Source organism: Thermococcus sp. 4557, from assembly GCF_000221185.1.
In the GTDB taxonomy this organism is placed as follows: domain Archaea; phylum Methanobacteriota_B; class Thermococci; order Thermococcales; family Thermococcaceae; genus Thermococcus.
In genome coordinates this window covers 1,158,279-1,179,248 of the sequence record NC_015865.1, presented here as the reverse complement: position 1 = coordinate 1,179,248, position 20,970 = coordinate 1,158,279, and the positions used below count along the sequence as shown (strand labels likewise).

Here is a 20,970-nt window from a genome sequence, read left to right as displayed (position 1 = left end):
GTGTCAATGAGGATTCTTATCCTTGGGTTTGAGTACCTGCCCGTCAAGGTGGGCGGCCTTGCCGAGGCGATAACCAGCATAGCGGAGGGACTTGCCGAACTGGGAAGCGAGGTCGTCGTTTTCACTCCCGACCACGGAAAGAACCTCGGTGAAGTCGTCGGCTCATTCAGGGTCTCGGCGTTTGGGGAGCCGGTCCATATAACCGTCAGAAAGCGTGAGCAGAACGGTGTTGCTGTCTACTCCCTCGGAGGGGGGTTCCTCAGTGAGAAGGATGTTTACGGCCCGAGCTGGGAGGGCCTGCTCAGGAAGGCGGTTCTCTTTGGGAAGGCGAGCGTTGGGCTGATGAACGGGCTGATTGAAACCTTCAAGCCTGACGTAATCCACGCCCACGACTGGCACACAGTATTTGCCCTCGGTCTCATGAGGAAGTACTTCGGTATAAGGAGCGTTTTCACGGTTCACCGGCTCAACAAGGCGAAAATTTCGGCCCAATACTTCGGCGAAGCCAACCTCGCTGAACTCGCCCCCTACCCCGAGATAGACCCCGAGCATACAGCCTGTTACATCGCCGACATGGTCACGACGGTGAGCAGGAGCTACCTGTGGGAGGAGTGGGATTTCTTCAGGCACTTCGACGGCAAGGTTACGCACGTCTTCAACGGCATAGACTGCTCCTTCTGGAACGAGGAGCTCATGGAGACGAAGGACCTCCCCAGGGAGGAGAGAAGGAGGCGCGTCTTAGCGCGCTTCGGTCTGAGCGATGGGAAGGCCTTCATGTTCATAGGACGCTTCGACAGGGCCCAGAAAGGAGTTGACACCCTCCTCCGGGCGATAGAGATACTCTCTTCAGACCCTGCCTTCAAGGACATGAGGTTCCTCATAATCGGCAAGGGCGACCCCGGCCTGGAGGCCTGGGCCAAGGCAGTGCAAAACCGCTTCCCCGAGAACGTCAGGGTGATTACCGAGCTCCTCAGCAGGGAGACCGTAAGAGAGCTCTACGGTTCGGTGGACTTTGTGATAATCCCATCGTACTTCGAGCCCTTTGGTCTGGTGCAGCTTGAAGCCATGTGCCTCGGCGCAATCCCCATAGGCAGCTCCGTCGGGGGAATAAAGGACACGGTAATAGACCTCAACTCCGACCCGGAGAACGCCACGGGACTGCTCGTCCCCCCGAGGGACGCTTTCGCGTTGGCCAGGGCGATGGTTCTCGCCAAGGAGCTGGACGATGCAACCCTGAGAAAGCTCCGTGAGAACGGGAAAAAGAGGGCGAGGAAAGACTTCATGTGGGAGAACGCCTGCGGGAGATACATGAGGGTTTACGAGGGGGCGGCTGACAGGGCCGTTCCGTTCCTCCGCTGAGGTTTCCATTTTTTGCTAACTTATATACTGAGTAAGCAAAATCTGAATAGAAAATTCTTTTAAATACTCTTTTCAACCTATTCTGTGTTACTGCTAGGAGGGGGAATAAATGAAACGGTTCGCCGCGGTGTTGATGGTTCTGCTGGTGGCCGCTGCTGCCGTGCCTGGGGTGCAGGCAAAGGCAGTCTCAAGGGACGTCTATTACGGAGCCAACGCCCTTGACCTGAACTACTACACGCCGGAGAGCCTGGCACCGATGTTCAACTGGACCACCAAGGAGATCGGCTACCTCCTGCTCATGACCCAGTACACCGACCCTGCCACCAACACTACCGTCGTCATCAACAGTACCGACCAGTACTGGGACCTTCAGAGGCTTGGGCTGGCGATGGGGCTGATGGACAGCGTCAGGATTTTCCTCGTTGAGAACTGGGAGTTCTACCCGGTTAACAAGGAGAGGGTTACCGACATCATCAGCGACCCGAGCGTTGGTATTGCCAGCAGGTGGAGCCTCATGAGCGCCAAGACCCAGGACAAGCGCTTGAGGGTGGGGCAGCTTGCCTTGGATGCCCTCCTCATGAGTGCCATAAACCCGGTTGGAGGTATCACTGATGTTTACAGCATCAGGCTCTGGGACCTCATCCACGACACCGGCGGAACCATCAACTTCGATGGAATCTACGTCCCGTACAGGTGCAAGTGGACCCTCGAGAGGGGCGAGTTCACCGTTCCGGACGATGCGGTCATCTACAACCAGACCCAGGGCTGGATTGCGGCCCAAGCTGGCGAGACCGCCAAGGCTAAGGTCACCGTCACCTGTGACATGGGTGAGTGGCAGAACGGCGTGAGGATGGCCGTTGACGACATCAAGAACTACATCGCTTTCTATTACACCTGGGCTTTTAGGGACGTCCCTGGTGATCCGTACTACGACAGCGCCCTGAGTGACACGGCCGCCACCTTCCAGACCTTCCTCGGCTTCCAGTTCACTGACAACGGTTACGTGGTTTACGGTAGCTATGCCCACCCATTCGCGGACGACATCACCGCCGGCAACTACATCCTTTACCCGAGCATGCCGTGGGATATGTACTGGGCCATGGGAGAGCTGGTGGCGAACGGGAACGCTTATGGAATTAACCGCAGGTACTCCTTCAGCAGTAGTGATGAGAGTACTGTACAGCTCGACCTGCTCACAAAGGAGCACGTCGATGACCTCTCCAAGGTCATCCAGGCAATATCCTCCGGCGGGGCCATGAGCACTTTCCCCGGCATTGACTGGAACTCGGCCGCATCGAGGATGAACGCCGACTTGGACTTCTACTCCACCTACGGCCACTTCGTGATCAGCAACGGTCCGTACATTCTTGATATGTACTCCCCGGAGAACCTTTACCTCAAGCTCGTCAAGTTCAACGGTCAGAGGAGCACCTTCAATGACGACCCCAAGCTCCCGAAGGACGGTTACGCCGACGTTATTGAGTTCTATGGTTTCCAGAACGAGGATACCCTTCTCCTACAGGTTGCGCACGGGGACATCGACTTGGGTCTCGTCGCCTTTGGTGCCAACAAGTACCAGGGTCTTAGTGAGGACCTCCTGTACAACCTTCGTCTTTATAATGTGGCCTCGTCCTCCATCGAGCTGACCCTCAATCCCTACCATGACCCTGACAAGGACGCCCCGATCGTGACCCTTGATACCGGGACCTACTTCAATCCCTTCGCGGTCAGGGAGATACGATTTGCATTCAACTACCTCGTGAACCGCAGGTATATAGTAGATAATATCTACCATGGCGGGGCTGCCCCGGCCCTCAGTGGTATAACCCCAAACGATCCGGCCTCCAAATACTTCACCCCCGTCTACCGCGCCCTTGGGCTCAAGGAGAACGGAGACTTCAACTATGCCATGAAGCTCATCGACGAGGGAATGGCGAAGGCTGTGGAGCAGGTCACCAGGTATGGTCACACCCTGGAGAAGAGGGACGACGGTTACTGGTACTTCGACGGCCAGCCGGTTGAGGTCAAGTTCGTCATCCGTACCGAGGATGAGAGGAAGGATGTGGGCCTTTACATCTCGGATTTAATCGAGAACTACGTGGGTTTCAAGGTTGATAGGATGCTTCTTAACAGGCAGAAGGCGAGCGAGATTGTTTTCAGGAAACCTGCCAGCACTTACGAGTGGAACCTTTACACCGGTGGTTGGGGTGCCGGTGGTCTTGGAAGCATGTACCCTGACTGGCAGATTTACTACTGGTACTCACCGCTCGGCTACTACCCGAACTTCATCGACCCCAGGCACCAGCCAGACGTTAATGTAGGCGACGTCCTGAGGGCCGTTGGGGAGCAGTACGCCAGTATCGGCTCATATTCCCTGGCCGTTCAGAACGCCAGCAGGGTTTTCCTTGTGTTCAACGACCTGAGCAGTCCCGATGCCTTTTCGACGGCGCAGTACATGTCCCGTACCCTCCCCCTGGACGTCCGTACAATTTCCAGACTGTCCGGGGAGTTCTCCATGGGAGAGGCTGTCAAGGGAGACGTGGTTATATCCGTTGGAGGCCCGCTGGTCAACGATGTGACGGCCGAGTACGAGAACCTGGCCCTCGTCCACATGGAGCTAGGTAACGGCAACATAACCATAGTTTCTCCGCAGGGGAACTTTGTATGGCTGGTTCCCAACCCGTGGTGGGACGTTACCCGGGGATACTTCATAATCCAGTTCTTCAATGACAGAACCACCGGGGCCCTGGTCGTGACCATCTACGGCACCGATGCCGACAGCACCGCCGCGGGGACGTACTACTTCCTCACCCACGTCTATCAGAACCTCGACGCCTACGGGGATCTCAACTACCTCGTGGGCCTTTGGAGCGACACAGAGTTCGGTTCGGATATACCCCTTCCCGGTTCAAGCCAGGGCGACGCCAGCGGCTTCAGCGCGGGCGACGACATCACAATAGTCGCTATGGGGTGATTCTTTCCCTTTTATCTTCTCGGGCGGGAAGACCCTTCCGAAAGGGAGGGGTAGTTCACTTCCATCCGTAATCGGCCAGGAACTTCCTTTTCAATCTTTTTATCGTTCCAGAAACGCCGAGGGTTCTGAAAATAGCCCTTGAGCCGTTTATGTGGGTGACCAGCGTCAGGGCGAAGCGCAGCTCCTCCACGTGCTTCCTGTCAACCCTTACGATTCCGGTCTGGCTCTTCTCGTCGAACTTGATGAACCAGGGCTTTGCCCTCGCCGAGCCGAGGGTTCCCAGCGTTGAGATGCTCGCATCCCATATGGCCCTCTTTATCTCATCCTTCTTAAACGGCCTCTCCCCGATGACCTGAAAGGCTATGTAGCGGTGCTTGTCCCTCAGGGTGGGCGGCAGGTACTTCGGCTTCTCCCTCATAGGCATCTGCACAACTTTGCCCGCCAACCTTTTTAAGCTCTCCCCCGCGTTTAGGGTTAGCGAGGTGAGTCGATGGTCTGGGAGACGCCTTACTTTTCGTACGCTGTGAGAGAGCTCCCCAGGGGCTGCCAGCTCTGCGTTAGAGGTGAGAAGCTCGTCCTCTTCACGACCGGGGTCTGCCCGAGGGACTGCTTCTACTGCCCGCTGAGCGAGGTGAGAAGGGGAGACGTCGTCTATGCCAACGAGAGGCCCGTCAAAAGCCTGGATGATGTGATCGAAGAGGCCCTTCTGATGGAGGCCAGGGGGGCCGGCGTTACCGGCGGAGACCCGCTCGCGAGGCTTGACAGGACGGCTGAGTATATACGGGTTCTCAAGGAGGCCTTCGGCGAGGACTTCCACGTTCACCTCTACACCACCGGAGCTTTGGCCACGAAGAAGAACCTCGAAAAGCTCTACGATGCAGGTTTAGATGAGATACGCTTTCATCCTGATCTCTTCAACCCGAACTCAAAGCTCTTCAAAGTTGAAATCGAGAACATTAGGAACGCCTTCGACTTCGACTGGGACGTCGGCGGCGAGATACCCTCGATTCCGGGCCAGTTCGAGAGGATGAGATGGTACGCTGAGTTCCTCGACGAGCTCGGCGCGAAGTTCCTCAACGTGAACGAACTGGAGTACAGCGAGATGACGCTCAAGACGCTTTTGGATATGGGCTACCAGCCGGTGAGCGACGAGAGCGCCGCCATAAAGGGTTCCCTTGAGCTGGGCCTGAAGCTCCTTGAATGGGGCGAGGAGAACACCTCGCTGAGCTACCACCTGTGCACGGCCAAGCTGAAGGACGCCGTCCAGCTCAAGAACAGGCTGAGGAGGATGGCGAGGAAGGTCGCTAAACCCTACATGGAGATAACCGAGGACGGGACGCTCCGGTTTGGCATAGCCGAATACGACGACCTCGACGAGCTCTACGCGCTTCTCGTGGAGGATGCAGAGGTTCCACCGGAGTGGCTGTACATCAACAGGGAAAAGGGCAGGATTGAGATGCCGGAAGAGGTCGCCGTCGAGCTGGCTGAGGCAATAGAGGGCGACGTGAGGTTCTTCATCGTCGAGGAGTACCCGACCTTCGATAGGCTTGAGGTCGAGAGGGTTCCGTTGCCGTGAGTTCCCGCTATTATTTTATCCCCCTAGTTGCTGGTTCCGAGGGCGTAAGCAACTTACGGGGGCATAAGTTCCAAGGATTTCGAAAAGGTTATTTACCCCCGGGAATATTAACGGCCATGCGGGTCTTTGTTAGGGACTACCTCCTCCCGTGGGTCTTCATCATCGTATTTTGGCTCGTCCTCTGGTTTATCATTCCCCCAGTAAGGGAACACCTAAACGCCATGAACATCTTCGCGATTTTCCTCCTTCTCATTCCTTTTCTCCTCGTGGCGCTTCACTTCGTTGGTAAGACCCTCGAACGCTACGGCTATTCGCGGGAGGACATCAAAAGACTGTCCGAGATAATCGAGAAAACCCACGGCAGGCTCTACCTTCCGAAAGAGGTGTTCAACATCGTCGGCGACGCCCTTATCTTTTGGGGACTCTTTGCGTGGGTCCTTCTGGCGACTGGAGACCCGATAATGGGACTTTTAAGCGGAGTCGCGATGTTCGCTGAAATCTTCGCCTTCTTCGTTCTTCTCATCTCGATGTTTATCTGGGTTATTATCTTCCCCCACTCCCTTTACAGGCTCTTTACCGGGAGGGAACCTAGCAGGGACTTCCTGATTGAGGTTCCCATAAAGCAGAACCTCATCTACACGGCAATCCTCGTCGCGGTCAGGCTCATAGCGCTCCACTCCGGCTATCCATCTGGTGATGACTTCGTTGGGGAACTAATGGCCTTTGGGCGGAAAACGGAATTGGTAAGCTTGCTCCTTGAGCTTTCTGGGCTGAACTTCCTGTTCGGTATAACCGGCCTCTACGGGCCGAGGAAGAGCAGAAAGCTGACGGCGCTGGCGCTGACGGTCATCGTGATCCTTCAGCTGTGGGTCGCGTGGAGGATTGTTTTTGGGTAACGGGAAAAGTTAAGTAATTGAAAGCCCTACTTTTGAACATGGCAGACGGAGAGAGTTTCTCAAGGCGGGAGAAGAAAGGTAACATTGACGTTCTGATGATTGCGTTTGGGAGCATGAGCGAGGAAGAAGTTGAGAAACTTAGAAAAACGCTGAAAGAAGTTGAGGAATGGATGAACGGGTGGGTTCCGTGCTCGGGTTGAGGTGTCCACTAGAACTCTTTACCCGTGACAGCGATTTTGAGCGCTTCAAAGAGTACGGGCTGAAAGTGAAGGTTTTGGATAGATGAATTTTGTGCCCTTGCTTGCACACTTATGCTTGTTTCGTTGAAAACTGAAAAATACTACAGAAAAAGCGTCGTTTAATACAACTTTAAACGAAATACTTATAGTGATTGGCTGCTCATTGTAGTATAGAGTGGAGGTGACAGGCGGTGGGAACGCCTTATGTGCTCATTTCAGTCATTTTCCTCTCTATTGGTGTGGGGGTACTTAACATTCTCGTTCCTTTTAGAGAGATGGGCTATCTAACGCTGGTAATCCTCATTTCGCTCCTCTTCCTTCGTGCAGTGCTTCCAAAGCGGTTTGAAAACAGAGTTGTAACCCTCCTGTGGAATTTTGCAACAATATTCTTGATAGGCTCCCTAATTTACCCGTACAATGAGCACCTCGCGTATTCCTACTTTGCCGGCGCGGGCGTGGCTGCAACATTCTACGCTTTTACTGACAAACTGCTTTATTATGGGCCCCAAATAACGTACTTCTGGATCGGCCTTGCGGTAGGCTTTATCCTTTCCCTTTCGGTCTTCAGGGACGAGGTTAGGAGCAATATTGGATTATTTCTCCTCCTTACGTTGGGGTTTGGCTTTACAACGCTCCTCATCGGAAAGCTCGTTGGCTACAAGCCGTTCTCCAAAAGATTTGGGGAAGTGAGATGAAATGGATGGGAGGGAGAAACGTTTCCTCCTTCTAAACTTTCTCGTTGGGGTGGTTTTCCTGACTGCTTTATTTCACTATGCACTTTCGCTTTCATTATGGAAAAGCTTCCTATTTGCGGGCCTCCTGTCGCTTCTCTACACCTTAGCACATATCCTCCGGAAAAGGTCCGATAAAGGACAGAGATGGTCTCAATCTTTAAAATCGTCTTACATGCGGCTCATGCTGGTTATTCTGATTTCGTTTGGGTTCGCACTGCTTTTATTTGGGCTTATCTATGTAGCGTTTGCAAAACCGGGCACGTCTTTTATCCCAATCGTTAAGATGCTTGGCTTTTTGTTTCTAATCTGCTCAGTTGTGCTGTTCCTTGTGGCAAATCTGCAGGAGAAGAGTGAGAAAAAACTTGAGAAAGTCGTCTATTCCTGGCGAAACTTCCTTAAAGAGCTTTCAACGTCTCTCCTCGTGTTCATCATTGCCTACTCCTCGGGGGTAAGTCTGGAAAAGAGCGTCTCAATGGGACTTTACGTCTTCGTTCTGGCAAGCTGGTACTACTCCATGATGGCTCATAGGTATGAGATATCGGACAGGATGCTTAAAATCAGAGCCGTTGTAAGTTTTGTAGCGGTCACGTCTGGGCTGTACCTGTTCGTAATCGAGAATATAGCCCTCAGCACACTAATTGGGGCGCTTTTCGCGCTTGTGTCTGAAAAAGACTACAAGGTAACGAAGAAGCTCGTGGAAGAGGGACTGCTGGAGAGAAAATACGCCGAAAGCGGGGCCTGGGGCTTGTTTTACGGCGTTCTTTATGGGCTTGGGGCGATGATGGGCTTAATGCTAATCTCGGAGAGTTATAGTGCGTCGTTTATCAAAGAATCTTTGTTGACGATGTTTAGGCTTTTGTACATATTTACGGTAATCTTTGCCCCCCTCGGAACACTCGGTGGTTGGGCAAGATTGAAGTTTCATGGAATAAAACTTGATGGCCAAGACAAAGGTGATTACGGGGTAGAAAAGTGACTACACCAAATGGGAAAACGAAAAATCAGAAAGGCGAGTGAGGTCTAATCACCCTTCCACCTTCTCAATCCCTATCTTCGCCTGAACCTCGGGCCATTCGACGACGTAGCCCTTGGCCTCGCCGAAGACCACCCCGGTCGCCCTGGTCTCCTTCTTTATGTAGTCGAGGTTCTCCTCGAGCAGTTCGCGGTTCTCGTCGGTGGTCTCTATGGTGACGACTATCCTGTCGTTGACGTCCAAATCAAGGCGCTTCCTCATCTCCTGTATCCTCCTGACGAACTCCCTGGCGAGGCCTTCAGCGAGGAGCTCCCTGGTGAGGGTCTTGTCCACGAAGACCCTTCCGCCCTCGAAGTCCTCGGCGACAAAGAAGTCAGGCAGCTTTTCCTCGATGGTCAGGTGCTCCCTCGTGAGGTGGAAGGTCTTTCCTTCGAGCTCGACGTCCATCTCGCCGGCCTCGTAGAGTTCCCTGCCGTGTTCGGCTATCCACTGGGAGACGAGCTTGGCGTCACCCTTGAACTCGGGCCCGACCTTGGCGAAGTTGGGCTTTATGACGAGCTCGCGCTCGACCTTGCCGACGACGACCTCCTTGGCGTTGAGCTGGTCGCGGAGTATTCTGTTGAGCCTCTCGACGGCCTTCTTAACCGTCTCGTCCTCGGTCTCTACTATTATCCTCCTGACCGGGTAGCGGAGCTTTATCTTGGCCCTCTGCCTCGCTGAAGAGCCGGCCTCGACTATCCTCCTGACGTACTCCATCTCCCTCTCAAGCTCCTCGTCTCTTGCCTCTTCCTCGACCTCCGGCCAGTCGAGCATGTGGACGCTCTCCACTCCGACGAACGGCCTGAGCATGTTCTGGTATATCTCCTCCGCTATGTACGGGGTAAACGGTGCCATGAGTCTCAGCAGGACGTCGAAGACCTTCCAGACGGTGTAATAAGCTGCTAACTTGTCCGGGTCGTCGCCCTCGACCCACATGCGCTTTCTGATGAGCCTTACATACCAGCGGCTCAGGTCCTCAACGACGAAGTGGTATATCGCTCTCGTCGCCTTTGTGAGCCTGAAGGTCTCTATGCCCTCGGTGACGTCTCCCACGAGGCTGTTGACCCTGCTGAGTATCCACCTGTCCTCCTCGCGGAACGGAAGCTCCTCCGGCTTGAGCTTCGTCGGGTCGAAATTGTCCAGGCTCATGTAGGTGGCGCTGAGCACGTAGACGTTCCAGAGTATGTTGAGCATCCTCTTGACCTGCTCGAGGCCCTTCCAGCTGAAGCGCAGGTTCTCCCACGGGTTGGTGGCCCAGAGCATGTAGAACCTGAAGGGGTCCCTTCCCTCCTTCTGGACGACCTCCTCCGGCCTTATTATGTTGCCGAGGCTCTTGCTCATCTTGTCGCCCTTTTCATCTAGGACGTAGCCGTGCATCGCCACGTGCCTGTAGGGGACGGTGTCGAAGGCTATAACTGAAGCCGCCTGCTGGGAGTAGAACCACTTGGTGACCTGGTCCTCACCCTCGACTATGAAGTCTGCCGGCCAGAGCTTCCTGAAGTTCTCCTCCGTTCTCGGGTAGTCGAGGGAGGCCCAGCTCGCTATTCCGCTGTCAAACCAGACGTCAACGACGTCTTTAACGCGCCTCATCTCCTTGCCGTTGACCTTTATGATGAATGCATCGACGTAGGGCCTGTGCAGGTCCTCCGGGCCAAGCTTCTCCTCTATGACCTTGAGCTTCTCCTCGTAGCTTTCCGGAAGCTCTATCCTCTCGCCGTTAACCTCTATCGCAACGCTGAGCTCCACGAGCTCCTTGAAGCTTCCAACGACGTGTATCTCGCCGTCCTCGCTCTGCCATATCGGTAGAGGTATTCCCCAGTAGCGCTGCCTGCTTATGACCCAGTCACCCGAGTTCATGACGCCGTTGTCGTACCTGACCTTGACCCAGTCGGGGTACCAGGTGACCTTCTCGTCGTTCTCCTTGATTATGAGGTCCTTGACCTTGCTCACCTTGAGGAACCACTGGTCTGTGGCGCGGAATATGAGCGGGGTCTTACAGCGCCAGCAGTGCGGGTACTTGTGTTCTATCGTTCCGGCCTTCACGAGGTAGCCTTTCTCTTTGAGGTGTTCTATTATCTCCGGGTCTGCGTCCTTGACGTAGGTTCCCTTCCAGTGGCCCTCGGTGTAGCGTCCCTCGTCGTCAACCGGGCTGTAAACCGGCAGGCCGTACTGCCTTCCGACCTCGTAGTCCTCCTCACCGTGACCCGGTGCCGTGTGAACCAGACCCGTACCGTCGCCGAGGGTGACGTGCTCGCCGAGGATTACGCGGTGCGCCCACTCGTACTTCTCGCGGAATTCCTTCTGGGCTGGATACTCGTCCATGAGGACGTGGACGTAGCGTATGCCTTCAAGCTCCTCGCCCTTGAACTCCTCAACTATCTCGCCCTTGACGCCGACTTCGCCCAGGACCCTCTCAACGAGGGCCTTCGCTATTATCCAGTATTCCTCTCCGTTCTCAGTTTCAACTCTGACCTTGGCGTAGTCGTAGTCCGCGTGAACGGTGACGGCAAGGTTGGCCGGGAGGGTCCACGGTGTCGTCGTCCAGATGAGGAGGTACTCGTTCTCCTTGCCCTCAACCGGGAACTTTACGTATATGCTCGGATCTTTCCTTATCTTGTACTCTCCGCGGACCTCATGCTCGGCAAGGGCCGTCTCACAGCGCGGGCACCAGTGGAGGACGCGCTTGTCCTTCTCAAGCAGGCCCTTCTCGTGGGCCCTCTTGAGCGTGAACCAGCCTGATTCGATGTACTCGTTCTTTATGGTCATGTAGGGGTTGTCCCAGTCCATCCAGACGCCGAGCATCTTAAACTGCTCCGTCATGACCTTGAGGTTGTTGAGGGCGAACTCCTTGCACTTCTTGATGAAGTTGTCCACTCCTATCTCCGTCTCTATGTCCTTCTTTATCTTGAGGCCAAGGGCCTGCTCCACTTTCACCTCTATCGGGAGGCCGTGCATGTCGAAGCCTGGCTGTCTGCGCACGTTGTAGCCCTGCATCGTCCTAAAGCGGATTATCATGTCCTTGATTATCTTGTTCCAGGCCGTTCCGAGGTGTATTGCACCGCTGACGTAGGGCGGCCCGTCGAGGAAGTAGTACTTCGGGCCGTTCTGGCGCAGGGATTTCACTTTCTCGTAGGTGTTGTTCTCCTCCCAAAATCGCTCGACCTTTTCCTCAAGCTTCCCTGGGGTGTACTCCCTAAACTCCGGTTCCTTTATCATGTCAAAACCCTCCAGAAATGATCTTTAGGATGGACTACCCTAGAACAGGGGGACTCAAGCCGCGAAACGGGCGAAGCGAAGGATAAAACACTCCCCCCTCATGGGCATCGGGGCAAAATTGGGGAGCGAGCTTATAAGGTTTTCGTGTCCCCGACCAAGGGTCAGCTCCCTGGGTGATGGAGACATCACATGCTACTTTACATTTGGTATGCAGTATTTGCAATTCTCTCCCAATTAGGATTTTGCTTTTTTGAAGATACCACATGTTGCGCATTAAGGTTTTGGATATCTTTCAATTTATTATATCAATTACGTTTGTTTGAAAATATGCTGAAATAATGCGAACTTTTTTATTATCGGGACTTTTAGTAACGAAAATTTTAAATAACATTTCCTTAGTATATATTCACGGAGATAAAAATTGTGCCAAAATTTGAACTTGCCCCTGCTGAAATCGAACCCCCCAATGATCGAATTTGAACAGCTCCTTCCGAGGAGGGAGGGGTCATGGCAGGGGCGAAGGTGTGGAAGGCCCTCTTCGTGATGTTTGTTAGCATGGCTCTGGTAGCGGTGCCTTTTGTCAGCGCGGACACCGAGGCCAACAGCGGCGGACAGTTCAGCATTGGAGCAGTGGCCCCGCAGGTCACGGACGTTAAGTTCTACGAGCAGGACGGTAAGACCGAGACTACCCAGGCGACTCCAGGGAACAAGTACTGGATAAACATAACCGTAAGCGACCTCAACACAATGGACGATATAAAGGAGATAACCATCTGGTTCTACTACGACACGGACAATACTCAGGCCGGAGGACTTCCTGCCGGAGATACAAGCTCCAGCAGCTACGTGATACTAAAGTACGTCAGAACCCCGTACAGCGACCAGCCAGGAACCTGGAAGTTCTACGACGCCACCGGCAGCGAGATTGGCACCACGTTTGGAACCTGGCAGATAGTGAACCAGAGCGACCCGGACGTCTGGGAGCAGAGCACCGGAACGTTCAGCGTCGAGATAATCGTTGGTAAGACCGCGAAGGAGGCCAACGATGGAGTTGCTACTGGTGACTGGGACTTCCAGGTCAAGGTTATCGATGACAGCAACAGTGAGAGCGACCCATACACCGGCTATGGATACACCATCAACTGGTACGGTGAGATATACGTTACCCCGAACTTCGCCTTTGGAATCGTCAGCCCGCAGAGCAACAACAACCCGGTGACCTCGCCGAACACTGGATACCTGGACGTCTACGTCGTCAGCAACGGTAACTACGATGTCAACGTCAAGAGTGATACGCAGTGGATTGGTGTCACTGACAGTACCGGGTATGTTAATGTTACCACTGCAACACCTGGAGACAAGAAGATACTCCTCAAGATAAACGCCAACAATGATGCCGGCTCCGCCAGTGCAATAGCCACTACCTACACCGTCTGGCTCGACAACCAGAACGGTCCGACCGGTGACGGTGACGCCAGCGCCGGCAACGGTGCCCACCACTATGCCTACCTCTGGCTCGACGTTGGCAGCAACATCGCCCAGGATACCTACGTTGGACATGTATACTTCCAGGTGACCAACGCCTGAAGCCTCTGAATCTTTCCCCTTTTGATTTTTGCAGGTTTTCTGTTCTCAAGCCGTCTTCTGCCACGGCGGTTCACCACAGGGTTTAAATACTTTAAGTGTTTAAAATTGGTGGGGGTGGTTCGATGAAGCGGGTGGTGCTGGGTCTGTTGCCGCTCCTCCTGGTTCTTTTGACTGCCTCAATGGTCGCGGCGTACATCGGTGTCTCGGGCGATTTCTACGCGCACACGTACCAGGTTCCCATTGGGGGCACTGTCAGCGGCTCGAAGGTCGTCATCAGCAACCCCTCCAACGAAACCATCCACGTTAGAATGGTGTATCAGGTGGATCCCCAGACTGACCTTCTGAGGGTGGAGTTCTCGGAGAACGAGTTCACACTTGAGCCTGGAGAAAGGAAGGTCGTCTACGTCACCCTAAAAGCTGCTCCAAACTGTCCCCCCGGGAACTACACCGTTGTGGTGGGCGGTGAGGAGATAAAGCAGGTTGGAAACGAGAGCATAGCAACGCCATCGGGCGCCCTAAAGGCCACAGTGGTGGTGACGGGCGAGGGTTCAACCGTTCGGGTGGTTGTGGTTGACGTTACCGGAAACGTGGTCCCGGTTGATACCGTGCTTCTTTCCCTTCCCTCCAAGTATCCGATAGAACGCACGGACACCGGCAGGCTGGAGGCGGTGGTGGCACCCGGAAAGTACCGCGTTGAGGCGTACCTCGCCGGCAATTTCCTGAACTCCACTGAGTTCGAGGTCGGCCCGAACGAAGAGAAGGGGGTTAAACTGGTTGTCAGGACGGTTTACTTCCTGGCCTTTGACGCCGCTCCCGCCACGAACGCCGAGGGCAGGATAGGCTACACCTACGTCGTTTCAACCGTCCGCAACCTGTTCCGGCCCCTTAAGAACGCGGAGATAGTCCTCAGCGTTGCCTATAATGGGAAGCCGCTGGAGAACGTCAGCGTCTCAAAGATACCCCTCCTTCCCCTCAATGACACGGAGTTCAAGTACAACTACGTCCCCACCGATGGTTGGAAGCCTGGGACGTACTCCTTCCGGATGCTCCTCTACTCAAACGGGCAGCTCTATGCCAGGACGGAGGTTAAGAGCCTTGAAGTAACCCCCGAGATGGCCGGTGTCAGCGCGGCCCCGGGCCCTGGCGTGACGGGGGGAGAGGAGAACCGCTATATCTACATCGGCCTGGCCGCGGTGTTGGTGGTTCTGGTGGCGCTGTTTCTGATGAGGAAGAAGGGCCCCATAAAGGTCGTCGATGCCCGGGCCGGTGATGGTAAGCTGAAGGTGAGGATTGAGAACACCTCCAAGAATGACGCGATGCTGCTGCGCCTCAGGGTTCTCGCCCTGCCCAGCAAAGTCGAGGTGGCAGACATCAAGAAGCCCAAACTCGTGGATGGCTCAAAGAAGCTGAAAGGGAAGGGCACCGGAACGATTGAAGTTCCGGACGAGGATGGTTCCATCAGGGAGGCAATGGAGAGCGGCGGAGTTATCGTCAGGGTTGAGACCAACATAGGCGTCGGCGAGGCAAAGTTCAAGGTTTAGCCTCTTTCATCTTTTCTAATCTCGTTCCATATTCCCGCCATTATCAGCGCCGCACCCAGGTAGCCCTTGGCGCTTAGGATTTCCCCTATCGTTATGAACGCCGCTATGTGGCCGAATATTGGCTCCGCGGAGTAAATCAGCGCCGCCTTGTGCGCCCTCGTGTTCCTCTGGTGCTTCACCTGGAGTGTGAACGCTATCACCGTGGCAAAGATGGAGGTGTAGAGCACCCCAGCCCACGGCAGCGGGTCTGTGGGGAAGGTGAACGGCTCGGCTACGAGGGCGAAAACCAGCGAAAAGACGAAATTCCAGGTTATCTGCCAGAAGGCTAAGCTCAGGTAGTCCTTCTCCCCGAACTTCTGGACCAGGACTATCTGAAAGGCGAAGCTGATGGCGCAGAGGACGGTGAGCAGGTCGCCGTAGTTGAAGTTCAGGCTCGCTCCGGAAATTAAGTAGAGACCGGTCAGCGCTATTGCGAGTGAGGCGGCGTCCCTGAGCTTGAGTCTATCCCTGAGAATGAAATACGCTATGAACGGCGTGAAGACGACGTAGAGGGACGTTATGAAGGCGGAGTTTGAGGCGGTGGTGTATTTGAGCCCCACTATCTGGAAGCCGTGGCCGAAGAAGAGTGTCGTTCCCAGAACGAAGCCCTCCTTGAACGTCTCTCTCCTGAGGACCTTCGAGCGGAAGAGGATGAGCATCAAGAGGGATGCTATCCCGAAGCGATACGCCAGGAATAGAATCGGGGGAAGGTAATCGAGGCTAACCTTCATGGCCGGGAACGTGAAGCCCCATATCGCCGTGATGCCGAGAAGCACGAGCTCCGAGCGGTTCATCGCATGGATTAAGGGGGAGGATTTAAAAGATTATTCACCTGGCCCGTTGACGCAGGACATGTTCATCGCCAGAAGGCTTTCCACGTACCCCGACTCGAGGTTGTCCTTTATCTTATCCGCCAATGCCTTGAACTCCTCAATGGTGAGTGGTCTTTTGGTCTTCAGCCATTTGATCTTCCCGTCGTTCTTATCGAGGATCACTATCTCCCCTTCCGTGATGAGGGGCACGTAGTTCATTTTTATCCCGTACAGCTCCTCGGCGAAGGCCAGCTTTGCCCTCATGAGTTCAAGGTAGTTGGCTAAGTCTTCGCCTAGAATCTTCCTAAATTCGCGCTCCATCTTCCCCACCGCTGGAATCTCAATGCACAGGTTTATTAATCTATCGGGCATATCTGGGTAAAAATGCCCTCTAATTTCTCCGAAACCCAAATAAGTGTCCGCGATGTATCACTCCCGGTGAGACAATGCAGATGAAGTACGCACACCACTTCCACGCCTACCAGCCCGGCGACATAGTTTACGTTAAGGACGGCGGCGGGTCAAGGCCGATAGAGTACGAGGAGAGGAAGAGCCCCGTCGCGATAAAAATCCGGGGAGAGGAGGTCAGGGGCGAGAACTGGACGAGGGCAATGCTCTACTCCTATGAGCACATAGCCGACACCCTCTCGCGCATGAAGGGGGTGAGCATAGACATAGAGCCCTTCACGTTTCTGATGCTCCTCCGTTACCATAAGGGTGCATTTGAAGAGGCCGTCGAGCTTCTCAGGAGATTTGACGCCGTCCCTACAACGCCATTCCACCCGATAGTTCCCCACCTTGATGAGTTTGAGCAGAGAATCCTGGCGAGGGTTTCCTTTGACTTCTACGCCCCGCTGATGGATGATAAGCCCGTAATCGGCTACTGGCTTCCTGAGGCAGTGATAACGAGAAGAACGGCCCAGATAATCGAGTCCCAAACGGACAGGAAGCTGGTCTTCCTCCTCGACGAGAGGCAGCTCCTCTACGACCTTCCCCAGGCGAAGCACTCCTGCAACCGCTATTCAAACTCCTTCGTCTTCGGAAGGGAGTGGGGCATAAGCGACGCCTTTGCCTTCAACACCCTCGACGTTCAGGGGTTGGTCTCGGCGACCCTCTCCCACCGCGATGACCACAAGGAGAACCTCGGCGTTCCCTATCTAATCTTCACCGCCAGCGACCTTGAGAGCCTCCTCGGAAACCCTGCACAGCTCGACCGCTTCACTGCCTGGATGGAGGGGCTTGAGAGGAGCGGCGTCGAGCGGGTCTCGGCGATGGAGTTCGTGAGGAGGAAGCTCTCGGGCGAGTTCAAGCGCTTGGACGGCGAGTGCTCCTTTGAGATGGGGGTTAAGGACTACTCCGCCTGGAGCGACTACTTCGACCTGAGCACGGACGGCAAGACGAGCGATTCCCGGTGGCTGGGATACAGGAGGGTCGATGGAAAGGTTTTCGCGAGAGAAGTGAACGGCAGGAAAATCTCTCAGCTCTGGAAGGTCGCCTTCACGAGGCTCTTTGAGGAGCTCAACAGAACCGTCAGGCTGGGGGTTCTGAAGGGCCTCGAAGGGCTTGGGGCCGACGCTGAGGAGTTCCTCGTCCGCTACGCGAGGATTTTCTTCAGGGACTACTACGATTACTTCGGCATGGAAACTTCACTCGATTACATTCTCGAGCCGGCCAACGGCGAGGGGAACGCCCTAAAACTCGGAAGGATCTACTACCTGATGCTCCTCGCCAACCACTCCTGCCCGCGCTTCTGGGAGAACCTCGACACGCGCGTTGCCTTCGGCAACGTCTCGGTCATGGCGAAGGCACTCGTTGAGCTGATGGATTATTTCGAAGGCGGTGAACTCCAGAGCCTCTTCGTGGAGGCATACCTCAAACTCCTAAACTTCGAGAACCTCTATCACCTCTGGAACCTTGGAGCGATCCCCTCCTTGCAGGGCTGGGAGGCGGGCGAAAAAGCGTGGCTCGATGCGTTGGAACCTGAGGCTCCCAACAGCGGTTACAACGTCGTCACCAGGGCGGCCCTCTACGTTGGAAAGCGCGACCTGCGGGGTGAGCTGAGGGCCCTCATGGGGAACTACAACCTCGACTGGGCCGTTGCGGATACCGGCCACATCCCGGGCGAGGTTCACGGTGACTGGGAGAATCGCGAATGGTGTGAGCACAGGTTATGAAATTTGCATCACCTTTTACTTTAGGTTTTCTAATTTTGTTGGCCTAACGCTTAAAAGCATTGGGGGTATATTGATGATGCTCGCTCGCCAGTGTGGGAGGTGGATGGATTGGACAGAAAGAGGGAGAAAAATACCTGTGGTGATGAAGCATTTCCCTTGGGCCACCTGCTCGGTAAACTCGGGGGAAAAGAGTACCTGGGGATCCGTGGAATACTCGATAATGCAAACAGGAAGCTGAAGGGGCGAAAAACGTTTTTACTGTTGCTTCAGATTCCACTTCTCTCTGCTCAGGAAGAGGTAGGCCTCCTTCTCCAGCTCATTCGGGACGTAGTCTAGCAGAATCTCCGCGTTTCTTATGGCCCCCCTCAGGTTCTTCCCCATGGCAACCTGATTCTTCTCCAGGAGTTCGAGGATAACATCGACGATGTTCTCTTTCACCCTTTTCTCCGCGTAGAGCCTCCTTCCCCTCAGCCACACCCTCTCGTTCTTCAGGTAGAAGTCCCGGCCCCTCTCCGTGAAGAACTCGGGCCCGGGCTTTATCATAACCCTCTCCCTTTCCCTCCTGTCCACCTCGAGCATTATGAAGGCTTTGCTGCCCTCGTGCCCGACGTTCCAGCCGAGGACCTTGAAACCCTCCCTCGAGAGGACCTTCTCAAAGCCCCGGGCGCTCCTCTCCAGCTGGGGGAGCAGGATGTCCTCCACAAGGTCCGGGGTCCCAAAGACCAGCGTCACGAGGTGGGTTCCCTTCCTCCTCAGCTCGGAGAGGTAGCTTCCGCTTTTCTGCCCCCGTGGGAAGAAGAACGCCTCGGATGGGTTCTCCAGGAACTGATGTGCCTTGAAGTAGAAAACCCCGTAGCGCTCCCAGCCCAGGTTCGCCGCGACGTTTCTCCTAGGGTCAACGGGGTCGATGACTATCAGGGGTCTATCCGCCTCGGCCTCGCGCCGGACGGTTCTCATGGCCACCTCGTACTCCTGTTTGAGCCAGTTTCCAGGGTCTATTATCTTCTGCCTCAGCATGAAGTCGGCGTTCTTTAGCACATCCAGAAACGAGCCGTACTTTATGACCAGAATCTCGGCCAGATAGCCTGAGAAACCCCTAACGTAAATCTCGCTCCCGTAGGCGTTTATGCCCTTCAAAAAGCGCTTGAGCAGTCTGACCTCGTCGTTCCTGCCCTCGAGGTTCTTAAGGACCCAGCGGTTGTGGAGTATCGAGCGGTCGACGGCAGTCTTCACATCCCGCCAGCTCTCCACGTCGTAGCAGGGCACGAGATCAACGCTCACTCCCCTGTATCTAGCCCTCACGTAGGGGTGCTCGGCATAGGCAATTTCGTAGGAGTCGAGCCTCTCGGCAATCGTCTTCCCGAGCCTCAAGCCCTCCTCCCGGAGCTCATCCCGGGGAGTATCGAGGGGAAAGGCTAAGAATAGGTCAATGTCATGGTCTCCGGCCAGGTATGTGTTCTTCGCGAGCGAGCCGACGAAGTAGGGCCTAACGTCGAGGCCCAGGCTTTCTACAGTCTCCTCCGCTGTGCCCTCCAGTTCCCTCATCAGGCCCTCCACGAAGGCCCTCTCCTCGTCCGTCGGGCGTATTCTCGGTAGAACTTCTTGAAGCACGGCCTCGACGTCCATCTCCACACCTCACTCGGCCAGCTCGAACCTCGCAACTGTCTCGTAGATGGGCCCCTTCGGCGTCAGCGTGCTCTTCTTCAGCTCTATGGCCTCGACATCGAACTCGCCGAAGTCCTCGTTGGCAAGGTCTTTGAGCGCCATCGCCAGCTCGAGTTTGTCCCTCACGAACTTGACGCGGCCGATGGTTATGTGGGCCACGAAGTCTTTCTCCTTCTTGAAGCCCAGCCTTCTCATCTCCCTCTCGACGTCGGCCGCTATCGCCTTTATGCCCTCGTCGTTCTCTATGCCGGCCCAGATGACGCGGACGTAGTTAGGGTTTGGGAAGACGCCTATCCCCTTCACCCTAACGCGGTGCTTCCTGTGCTTCTTCGCTATCTCCTCCAGGGCCTTCTTTACCTCTTCCGCAGTTATCTCGTCAATTTCCCCGAGGAACTTGAGCGTGACGTGGAAGTTCTCCCTCTCGACGAACTTTATCTTGGTGGATTTGCTCCCTATCCTCTCCTGGGCCTTTACGAGGTTGTCGCGAACCTCATCGCTAACCTCAATGGCTATGAACGCCCTCATATCACCACCGAGAAAAGTTGGGTGAGGGGGTTAAAGAGATTTCGAGTCCTTGCTGGTGTTGCTCCCTGTTACCGCCATTGCCCAGCCTATTATGAGCAGCATTGAGGCACCGGCCGTGAGCGCTATGGGCAGCAGGTATTCCTCGGGAAGGTACGGCGCCCTGCGGCACACTCCTTCCGGCGAGACCTCCCAGGGTATTAGGATTGCATCAAGGGGTGTCGAAAGGGGAAGCGTGAGGAAGAATGAGAGTACCCATACCGGAATCCCAATGCTCACAAAGCTGTCCTTACCGAGGAGCTTCCCGAGGAGGTATCCGAAGCAGAAGAAGAGCGCCGCAGGAATCAGAAGGCCCAAGTGCAGGCTCCGATAGATAGAAGCAAAATCTGACGTCCCCGCTTTTCTCATCTCATTCATGGATATTGATACCACTGACCAGCCAATCACTGAGGAAGAAATAATCAAAGAGAGGGTCAGGATGAGCAGTACCCTTTGGCCTTTCATGTTATCCCATTGAACGTTCACGTTATAAATCGTTTTCTCTCAGTTAGTAAACTTCTTTTTGAGTTGAAGGGTATCTGGTGTGTCCGCTATTTGGGGAACCAAAAGCGGGGTGAAGAGCCA

The 20,970-nt window shown here is 54.9% G+C and carries 17 protein-coding genes; 10 read left to right on the top strand and 7 right to left on the bottom strand.

All coding sequences use genetic code 11. From position 1 onward, the window contains the following. The first annotated feature begins 6 nt into the window (after positions 1 to 6). Both GQS_RS06220 and GQS_RS06215 read left to right on the top strand, forming a co-directional pair. Positions 7 to 1,359: a glycogen synthase gene (locus GQS_RS06220; protein ID WP_014012819.1), complete on the top strand. Its 1,353-nt coding sequence runs from the start codon at positions 7 to 9 to the stop codon at positions 1,357 to 1,359. Between the two features lie 109 nt (positions 1,360 to 1,468). Beyond that, positions 1,469 to 4,333 (top strand): ABC transporter substrate-binding protein, encoded by a 2,865-nt coding sequence (locus GQS_RS06215; protein WP_148236373.1) that lies wholly within the window; start codon positions 1,469 to 1,471, stop codon positions 4,331 to 4,333. Between the two features lie 55 nt (positions 4,334 to 4,388). Here the strand turns inward: GQS_RS06215 and GQS_RS06210 are convergent, their stop codons facing one another. Beyond that, positions 4,389 to 4,751 (bottom strand): ribonuclease P protein component 2, encoded by a 363-nt coding sequence (locus GQS_RS06210; RefSeq protein ID WP_014012817.1) that lies wholly within the window; start codon positions 4,749 to 4,751, stop codon positions 4,389 to 4,391. A gap of 72 nt (positions 4,752 to 4,823) precedes the next feature. Between GQS_RS06210 and GQS_RS06205 the strand changes: the two genes are divergently transcribed. The 5 genes from GQS_RS06205 to GQS_RS06185 all read left to right on the top strand — a co-directional run bounded on the left by GQS_RS06205 (position 4,824) and on the right by GQS_RS06185 (position 8,754). Beyond that, positions 4,824 to 5,909 (top strand): radical SAM protein, encoded by a 1,086-nt coding sequence (locus GQS_RS06205; protein ID WP_014012816.1) that lies wholly within the window; start codon positions 4,824 to 4,826, stop codon positions 5,907 to 5,909. A gap of 116 nt (positions 5,910 to 6,025) precedes the next feature. Further along, positions 6,026 to 6,805 carry a hypothetical protein gene (locus GQS_RS06200; RefSeq protein ID WP_014012815.1) on the top strand — a complete coding sequence of 260 codons (780 nt, stop codon included), beginning with the start codon at positions 6,026 to 6,028 and terminating at the stop codon, positions 6,803 to 6,805. Between the two features lie 38 nt (positions 6,806 to 6,843). Continuing rightward, the gene (locus GQS_RS06195) at positions 6,844 to 7,005 is read left to right on the top strand and encodes an antitoxin VapB family protein (RefSeq protein ID WP_014012814.1); all 162 of its coding nucleotides are present in this window, start codon (positions 6,844 to 6,846) and stop codon (positions 7,003 to 7,005) included. A gap of 230 nt (positions 7,006 to 7,235) precedes the next feature. After that, positions 7,236 to 7,739: a hypothetical protein gene (locus GQS_RS06190; protein WP_014012813.1), complete on the top strand. Its 504-nt coding sequence runs from the start codon at positions 7,236 to 7,238 to the stop codon at positions 7,737 to 7,739. 1 nt (position 7,740) lies between these two features. Continuing rightward, positions 7,741 to 8,754 carry a hypothetical protein gene (locus tag GQS_RS06185; protein WP_014012812.1) on the top strand — a complete coding sequence of 338 codons (1,014 nt, stop codon included), beginning with the start codon at positions 7,741 to 7,743 and terminating at the stop codon, positions 8,752 to 8,754. 48 nt (positions 8,755 to 8,802) lie between these two features. On the opposite strand, the gene ileS is transcribed toward GQS_RS06185, so the two are convergent. After that, positions 8,803 to 12,006, bottom strand: a complete 3,204-nt coding sequence (gene ileS / locus GQS_RS06180; RefSeq protein WP_014012811.1) for an isoleucine--tRNA ligase — start codon at positions 12,004 to 12,006, stop codon at positions 8,803 to 8,805. A gap of 507 nt (positions 12,007 to 12,513) precedes the next feature. Here ileS and GQS_RS06175 point away from each other — a divergent pair. Both GQS_RS06175 and GQS_RS06170 read left to right on the top strand, forming a co-directional pair. Next, positions 12,514 to 13,593 carry a hypothetical protein gene (locus tag GQS_RS06175; RefSeq protein WP_014012810.1) on the top strand — a complete coding sequence of 360 codons (1,080 nt, stop codon included), beginning with the start codon at positions 12,514 to 12,516 and terminating at the stop codon, positions 13,591 to 13,593. Positions 13,594 to 13,715: 122 nt separating this feature from the next. Further along, positions 13,716 to 15,134 (top strand): hypothetical protein, encoded by a 1,419-nt coding sequence (locus GQS_RS06170; RefSeq protein WP_014012809.1) that lies wholly within the window; start codon positions 13,716 to 13,718, stop codon positions 15,132 to 15,134. Here the strand turns inward: GQS_RS06170 and GQS_RS06165 are convergent. Next, positions 15,131 to 15,967, bottom strand: a complete 837-nt coding sequence (locus tag GQS_RS06165) for a DMT family transporter (RefSeq protein WP_014012808.1) — start codon at positions 15,965 to 15,967, stop codon at positions 15,131 to 15,133. The genes GQS_RS06170 and GQS_RS06165 overlap by 4 nt on opposite strands. Before the next feature lie 30 nt (positions 15,968 to 15,997). After that, positions 15,998 to 16,306, bottom strand: a complete 309-nt coding sequence (locus GQS_RS06160; protein ID WP_014012807.1) for a hypothetical protein — start codon at positions 16,304 to 16,306, stop codon at positions 15,998 to 16,000. A gap of 125 nt (positions 16,307 to 16,431) precedes the next feature. Here GQS_RS06160 and GQS_RS06155 point away from each other — a divergent pair, with 125 nt between their 5' ends. Continuing rightward, on the top strand, positions 16,432 to 18,159 hold the full coding sequence (locus GQS_RS06155; protein ID WP_014012806.1) for a hypothetical protein: 1,728 nt from the start codon (positions 16,432 to 16,434) through the stop codon (positions 18,157 to 18,159). A gap of 255 nt (positions 18,160 to 18,414) precedes the next feature. Here GQS_RS06155 and cca read toward each other — a convergent pair whose 3' ends face one another. Genes cca through GQS_RS06140 form a run of 3 tightly spaced genes read right to left on the bottom strand, consistent with a single transcriptional unit; the run spans position 18,415 to position 20,703 of the window. Continuing rightward, complete coding sequence (gene cca, locus GQS_RS06150) at positions 18,415 to 19,785, bottom strand: CCA tRNA nucleotidyltransferase (RefSeq protein WP_014012805.1); 1,371 nt, start codon at positions 19,783 to 19,785, stop codon at positions 18,415 to 18,417. 9 nt (positions 19,786 to 19,794) lie between these two features. Continuing rightward, a complete protein-coding gene (gene thpR, locus GQS_RS06145) occupies positions 19,795 to 20,349 on the bottom strand; it encodes an RNA 2',3'-cyclic phosphodiesterase (protein WP_014012804.1) in 555 nt (184 codons plus the stop codon). Positions 20,350 to 20,379: 30 nt separating this feature from the next. Beyond that, the gene (locus tag GQS_RS06140) at positions 20,380 to 20,703 is read right to left on the bottom strand and encodes a hypothetical protein (protein ID WP_014012803.1); all 324 of its coding nucleotides are present in this window, start codon (positions 20,701 to 20,703) and stop codon (positions 20,380 to 20,382) included. Positions 20,704 to 20,970 lie beyond the last annotated feature (267 nt).